Annotated in this window: 4 protein-coding genes; 3 read left to right on the forward strand and 1 reads right to left on the reverse strand. The window is 66.2% G+C overall.

Translation table 11 applies throughout. The features are described 5' to 3' along the window. Positions 1–7 precede the first annotated feature (7 nt). The gene (locus tag BG22_RS01090; RefSeq protein WP_094668363.1) at positions 8–721 is read left to right on the forward strand and encodes a response regulator; all 714 of its coding nucleotides are present in this window, start codon (positions 8–10) and stop codon (positions 719–721) included. A 319-nt stretch (positions 722–1,040) separates the two neighbouring features. On the opposite strand, the gene BG22_RS01095 is transcribed toward BG22_RS01090, so the two are convergent. Further along, positions 1,041–3,083, reverse strand: coding sequence for a bifunctional ADP-dependent NAD(P)H-hydrate dehydratase/NAD(P)H-hydrate epimerase (locus BG22_RS01095; RefSeq protein ID WP_140492323.1), 2,043 nt, complete (start codon positions 3,081–3,083; stop codon positions 1,041–1,043). Positions 3,084–3,239: 156 nt separating this feature from the next. On the opposite strand from BG22_RS01095, the gene BG22_RS01100 reads away from it, so the two are divergent. Both BG22_RS01100 and BG22_RS01105 read left to right on the forward strand, forming a co-directional pair. Next, the gene (locus BG22_RS01100; protein WP_094668365.1) at positions 3,240–4,841 is read left to right on the forward strand and encodes an ABC-F family ATP-binding cassette domain-containing protein; all 1,602 of its coding nucleotides are present in this window, start codon (positions 3,240–3,242) and stop codon (positions 4,839–4,841) included. Between the two features lie 152 nt (positions 4,842–4,993). Next, entirely contained in the window at positions 4,994–5,701 is a 708-nt protein-coding gene (locus BG22_RS01105; RefSeq protein ID WP_094668366.1) for an SDR family NAD(P)-dependent oxidoreductase, read from the forward strand. The last annotated feature ends 399 nt before the right edge of the window (positions 5,702–6,100 follow it).

A 6,100-nucleotide genomic window follows, 5' to 3' on the forward strand; every position in this document is an offset into this window, starting at 1 on the left:
CAAGGTGATGAAGATTCTGGTGGCGGACGATGATCCGCAGTTCCTCAAGGCGCTGAAGATCACCCTGCATTCACAGGGGTATGACATCGTCACCGCGCGTGACGGCGTCGAATGCATCACGGTGGCGGTCGAGGAGCATCCCGACCTGTTCGTGCTGGACCTCGGCATGCCGCGCATGGACGGCATGGGCGTGATCCAGGGCGTGCGCGGATGGACCGAGGCCCCCATTCTGGTGGTGTCCGGCCGCACCGACGCGCGCGAGAAGGTGGCCGCGCTGGATGCCGGCGCCGACGACTACGTGACCAAGCCCGTCTCCATCGACGAGCTTCTGGCCCGCATCCGCGCCCTGCTGCGTCGCGTCACGCAGGAGAACGCGGCGGAAAGCGAGACGCCGCTGGTGCATTTCGGCGACGTGACCGTGGACCTCAACGCGCACGCGGTGTTCCGCGGCGGCAAGGGACGCGAGGTGCGTGTGCGCCTGACGCCCACCGAATGGAAGGTGCTCGAGGTGCTGGTGCGCAACGCCGGCAAGCTGGTGACCCGTCAGGATCTGCTCACCTCGATCTGGGGGTCGCAGCACGTCAAGGACACCGGCTACCTGCGTCTGTACATCTCGCAGCTGCGCAAGAAGATCGAGCCCGATCCCGCGCACCCGAAGTATCTCAAGACCGAAACCGGCATGGGCTACCGTCTCGACACCGACGGCGAACCCGAGGTGTGAGTTTCCGACCGTATGCGCGCGCTTCGCACTGTGCGCCGTTTGCTGTGCGCCGCGGCGTGACGTACCGTACCGGACCGGACGCACATCGTCCGTGTCGGTACGTTTGGAGGCCGTTCGACGGCCGTTTTCGACGGTATGTATGCGGCGTGACGAGGTATCCGCGTACATACCGTCTGTTTGAGGCTGGTTTGGGACGGTAAGTACGCGGCCATATCGTCGGGCCGCATACTTACCGTCCCAAACCAGCCTGTGTGGTGCTTCTGCCACGGCGATGCGGCCGCGACGGAAGACGGAAAAGGCCTGCGGACCGGCCGATGCGTCACGCGACGACGTCGGCAATGGCCTCCGGGATGGCGCGAATCACGTCGCCGGCCACGATGGGGTGGCCCAGGGTCATGAACCGCTGACGGCGGCCGTGGCCGACCAAATCGGGCTCCTGCCACCCCTGCTGTTCGGATTCCGAAGCGATCGCCGCGGCCATGCCGTGCAGATACGCGGCGGCGGCCACTGTCTCGGCCGTGGTGATCTCGTCATCCTGCTGCGCCAACAGGGCGCCGACCAGACCGGCCAGCACATCGCCCGCACCGGCCGTGGCCAGCCATGCGGGCGCACTGCCGGAGACGTAGGTGTGGTCCTCATCCACCACGATGGTCACGGCGCCCTTGAGCAGCACCGTCGCACCCGTGAGCTCGTGGGCGCGACGCGCGCAGGCCAGCGGATACGCGGTCACGTCGCGCGCGGTGAAGGCGGCAGCCGGTTCGTCCGGCGTTGCGGATGATGACGGCGTATCGGTCGCGGGGGAGGCGGCACGGGAATCGCCGGTGACGTCGGACTCGGATTCAGCGGCCGTGGGGGAGGAGACGGTATTGGATTCAGTCCCATCGGACTTGGATTCAGCGGTTTCCGGGCTGCCGGTGCCCGTACCGGTACTGGTGGAGCCGGTGCCGGAATCCGCGTTGCCATCGAAGCCGACGGTGTCGTGGGCATCCTCTGCATCAGACGCTCCGGCGTAGCCGCCGGCATTCGGCGACGCGTCATCGGCCCGGGCCACGGCCCGACCGGCCTCGAGCCGGTTGAGCAGCGCCGCCATCTCACCGGCGTGCGGCGTGATGACCACCTGACCGGGCACGCGGTCAGGCAGCAGATCCAACGCGCCGGCGTCCACGACCACCGGCGGCATGTCGTAGGCGGCGTCGTCCACCGCCGGCTCGCCGTCCAACGCATAGTGCCTGAGCAGCGCGGCGATGGTCTGGCGCTGGAGGTCGGCATCGGCACCGTCCGCGTCGCCCGACGGCACGCCGGAACCCACCACCCAGGACTGCACATGCCCCTTGCCCAGCACCGCTTCGGGCAGAGCCACAAGCACCATGTTCTGTGCACGTTCGGGGCCGAGGTAACGCACCATGCCGGTGTTCGCGCGGGCCGCAGCGCGGGCGGTGAGCACAGCCGCGCCCGGGTAGCGTTGGGAGCCGGTCACAAGGCCCACCACGCCGCGCGAATACTTGCCGTCATCGACATGCGGCAGGCGCACCGCATCGGAGGCGAACATGTTGTCCACCACCTCCACGGCCGGCTCCACGTCGTCGATGTCGAAACCGAAATCGACCAGTTCGATGCGCCCGGAGCCGAACGTGGCCGGCGGCAGCACCGCGCACGGCTTCATCGCGCCGAACGTCACCGTCACATCCGCCGGCAGATACGGTCCCGGCAGCGAGCCATCGTCCACGCCCACGCCGGATGGCGTATCGACGGCCAGCACCAGCGGGAAGTCGCCGGACGATTCGCGGCCCGGCAGTGCGGATTCGTCCGGCACCTCGCCATCGAGGCCCAACGCGGAGGCCAGCGCCGCGGGGATGCCGCGCAGCGCGCCATGAATGCCGATGCCGGTCATCGCGTCGATGATGAGATGCGACTTCGACGCCAACGAGACGGCGGCCTGCAGCCGTTCCCCGGCCTCGCCGGCGGAGAAGCCGGACGCGCATCCGGGAATCCCCGCCTCCGGGTCGAGCACCAGCACCTTGCCTCCCGCACGCACGAACGCGGCGAACCCCTCCTCGTGCAGCGTGCGGCCCACGGCCACGGCGGTCACGGCCGCACCCTCCTGGGCCAGTGCGGCGGCGGCGAACAGACCGTCGCCGCCATTGTCGCCGGCGCCGGCGAGCAGCACGATCGACGTGTCCTCAAGCGCCAGATCCTCGTCATCCAGCATCCCGGCGGCCGTATGGGCCACGGCCTGGGCCGCCATGCGCATCAGCGGCACGCCCCTGTCCAACAGCGGCCGTTCCATGGCCCTCACCTGCTCGGCGGCATAGGCGCTGTGCAGCAGCAGTTCGCGGCGATCGGCGTCATCGGCGTATTCCATGGCAACCCCCTTCGAAAAACACATGTTCCCTTGACGATTCTAGTGGCTCGCCGGGCGCCGGGATGGCGGTGTCTTGCCCATTCTTCACGCCTTCCGCTACCATGGTGCGTTGGTTTATTTCGGGATTCAACATTCAAGGAAAGCGTTAGGTGAGGCATGGCGATTGATGCACAAGGTCTGGAGATTCAGATCGGCGCGCGTACGCTGCTGCATCCCACCGACTTCCACGTCGCGAAGGGCGACAAGATCGGTCTGGTCGGGCGCAACGGTGCCGGCAAGACCACGCTCACGCGCGTGATCACCGGCGATATGCTGCCCACGGCCGGCAAGGTGCACGTCTCCGGCAAGCTCGGCTACCTGCCGCAGGACACGCATGCCGCCGATCCGGAGCAGTCCGCGCTCGACCGCATGATGAGCGCGCGCGACATCGCCACCATCATCAGCCGCATGCGCAAGGCCGAGAAGGAGATGACCGACCCGGATCCGGACGTGATGAGCAAGGCCATGAACCGCTACGACAAGGCCATGCAGGACTTCGAGAAGGCCGGCGGCTACGCGGCCCAGTCCGAGGCCACCGCGATGGCGGCATCGCTGGGACTGCCGCAGGAGGTCATGGAGCAGAAGCTTGGCACCCTGTCCGGTGGCCAGCGCCGACGCATCGAGCTGGCGCGCATCCTGTTCTCCGACGCGGACACGCTCATCCTCGACGAGCCGACCAACCACCTGGACGCCGATTCCATCGAATGGCTGCGCGGCTTCCTCAAGAAGTACGAGGGCGGATTCCTCGTGATCTCCCACTCCACCGAACTGCTTGATGAGACCGTGAACAAGGTGTGGCATCTGGACGCGCAGCTCGGCCAGATCGACATGTACTCCCTGGGCTGGAAGGGCTACCTGCACCAGCGCGTGGTGGACGAGGAGCGCCGCCGCCGAGAGCGCGAGGTGGCCGAGAAGAAGGCCGAACGCCTGATGAAGCAGGGCATCCGCCTGCACGCCAAGGCCACGAAGGCCGTGGCCGCGCAGAACATGATGCGCCGCGCCGAGAAGCTGCTCGAGAACACCTCGACGGCCGAGAAGAAGGAGAAGGTGGCGGACATCCGCTTCCCGGAGCCCGCGCCCTGCGGCAAGACGCCGATCATGGCCAAGGACATTTCCAAGGCGTACGGCTCCAACATCGTGTTCGCCGGCGTGAACCTCGCCATCGACAAGGGCTCGCGCGTGGTCATCCTCGGCTACAACGGCGCCGGCAAGACCACCACGCTGCGCCTGCTCGCGCATATCGAGGAGCCGGACACCGGTTCGGTGGACTACGGCCACGGATGCAAGATCGGCTACTTCGCGCAGGAGCACGACACGCTGGACCTCAACGCCACCGTGCTGGAGAACCTCACGCATGTGGCGCCGGAGCTCAACGACACGCAGGCCCGTTCCATCCTCGGCTCGTTCCTGTTCTCCGGCGACGACGCGATGAAGCCGGCTCGGGTGCTCTCCGGCGGTGAGAAGACCCGTCTGGCGCTGGCCACGTTGGTGACCTCGCGCGCCAATGTGCTGCTGCTCGACGAGCCCACGAACAACCTAGACCCGGCTTCGCGCGAGGAGATCCTCAAGGCCATCGCCAAATACGAGGGTGCGATCGTGCTCGTCACCCACGATGAGGGCGCGGTCGAGGCGCTCAACCCCGAGCGTGTGCTGCTCATGCCCGACGGCGACGAGGACCTGTGGAACGACTCGTACCTCGAGCTGGTCGCCGAGGAGTAGTTGCTGCAAAGGACGCTCGCATAACAGGTGCGCGGCCTACGATCGGACAGTCTACGATCGGCGGTTGGCCCGACGATGCGCGACGATGCACACGACAGGGCCGGTTTCCAGGTAATTTTGTAACGGAAAGCAATCGGACGCAAGGAGCCACTATGACCACCGCAACAGGCCAGAAGATCGCCATCGTCACCGGCAGCGCGCTGGGGCTCGGCTACGAGTTCGCCAGCCAGCTCATCGCCAAGGGCTGGCTCGTGGCCGGCATCGATTTCAACGCCGAACGGCAGGCGGAGCTTACCGCGCAGTGGCCGGCGGAATCGTACCGGGCCTATGTGGGCGACATCACCGACGAGGCGTTCGTGCGCGCCTCCGTGGCCGACATCGCCGCACTGGGCCACATCGACCTGCTCATCAACAACGCCGGCCAGCCATCGTTCAAGGTGCCCACCGCCTACGAAGCGGCCGACGTGGACAAGTGCCTCAAGGGGCTCAAGGGCATGATCCTGTGGACCGTGGAGACGCTCAAGGCCTGCGGCGAACAGGACGTCAAGATCGCCCAGATCATGAGCACCGCGGCCACCCGAGGCAATGCGAACGAGAGCGTGTACTGCGCCACCAAGTGGGGCGAGAAGGGCTATACCAAGAGCCTGCAGGCGGCATACAAGGGCACCAGCGTCAAGGTGGTGGCCGTCTACCCGGGCGGCATCGACACCGCCTTCTACCGCGACAGCCATGATTACGTGTCCGAGGCCAAGCAGCACACCTTCATGCAGCCCGGTCCGCTCGCCGAGGTCATCCTGTTCAACCTCGTCAACGAGGCGAACCTCACCGTCACCGACATCGAAATCAACCGCAACAGCTGATGCCGGTTCCCGGTCGCCCGGCCGCGCGGCAGTGATCACCAGTTGCCGTCAGTGTCCTGCGTATCCAATCGAGTCTGGCCTCCTGCCGACTCGTCGTGATTTGAGGGCAAGAGTCGCAGGGGTGAATGTGCCGAGTGCATTCGTTGGCGATGGTGATTCGCCAACGAATGCGACGCACTGGTGATTCGCCAATGCCTGAGGTAAGAGCGGAACGCAAACGCATTTCGGCCGATTTTGCGTTTGCGTCCCGCTCCCATTTCACTCGCTTTATTTGGGGATTATCGAGGAATGGCGGAATTCCAAGGATTTGGAGTCCTTGGCAGTGGGACGGAAGTGCAATTTCGCCGGTATTGCGTTTGCGTCCCGAATCCAAGTGGGACGGAAATGCAGATTTGGGGG

The organism is Bifidobacterium sp. UTBIF-78, from assembly GCF_006408945.1.
GTDB classification, from domain to species: domain Bacteria; phylum Actinomycetota; class Actinomycetes; order Actinomycetales; family Bifidobacteriaceae; genus Bifidobacterium; species Bifidobacterium myosotis.

Excerpts from the sequence above, each read along its gene's own strand:
- BG22_RS01090 (WP_094668363.1), top strand. The coding sequence starts at position 8 with ATGAAGATTCTGGTGGCGGACGATGATCCGCAGTTCCTCAAGGCGCTG.
- BG22_RS01095 (WP_140492323.1), bottom strand. The coding sequence starts at position 3,083 with ATGGAATACGCCGATGACGCCGATCGCCGCGAACTGCTGCTGCACAGC.
- BG22_RS01100 (WP_094668365.1), top strand. The coding sequence starts at position 3,240 with ATGGCGATTGATGCACAAGGTCTGGAGATTCAGATCGGCGCGCGTACG.
- BG22_RS01105 (WP_094668366.1), top strand. The coding sequence starts at position 4,994 with ATGACCACCGCAACAGGCCAGAAGATCGCCATCGTCACCGGCAGCGCG.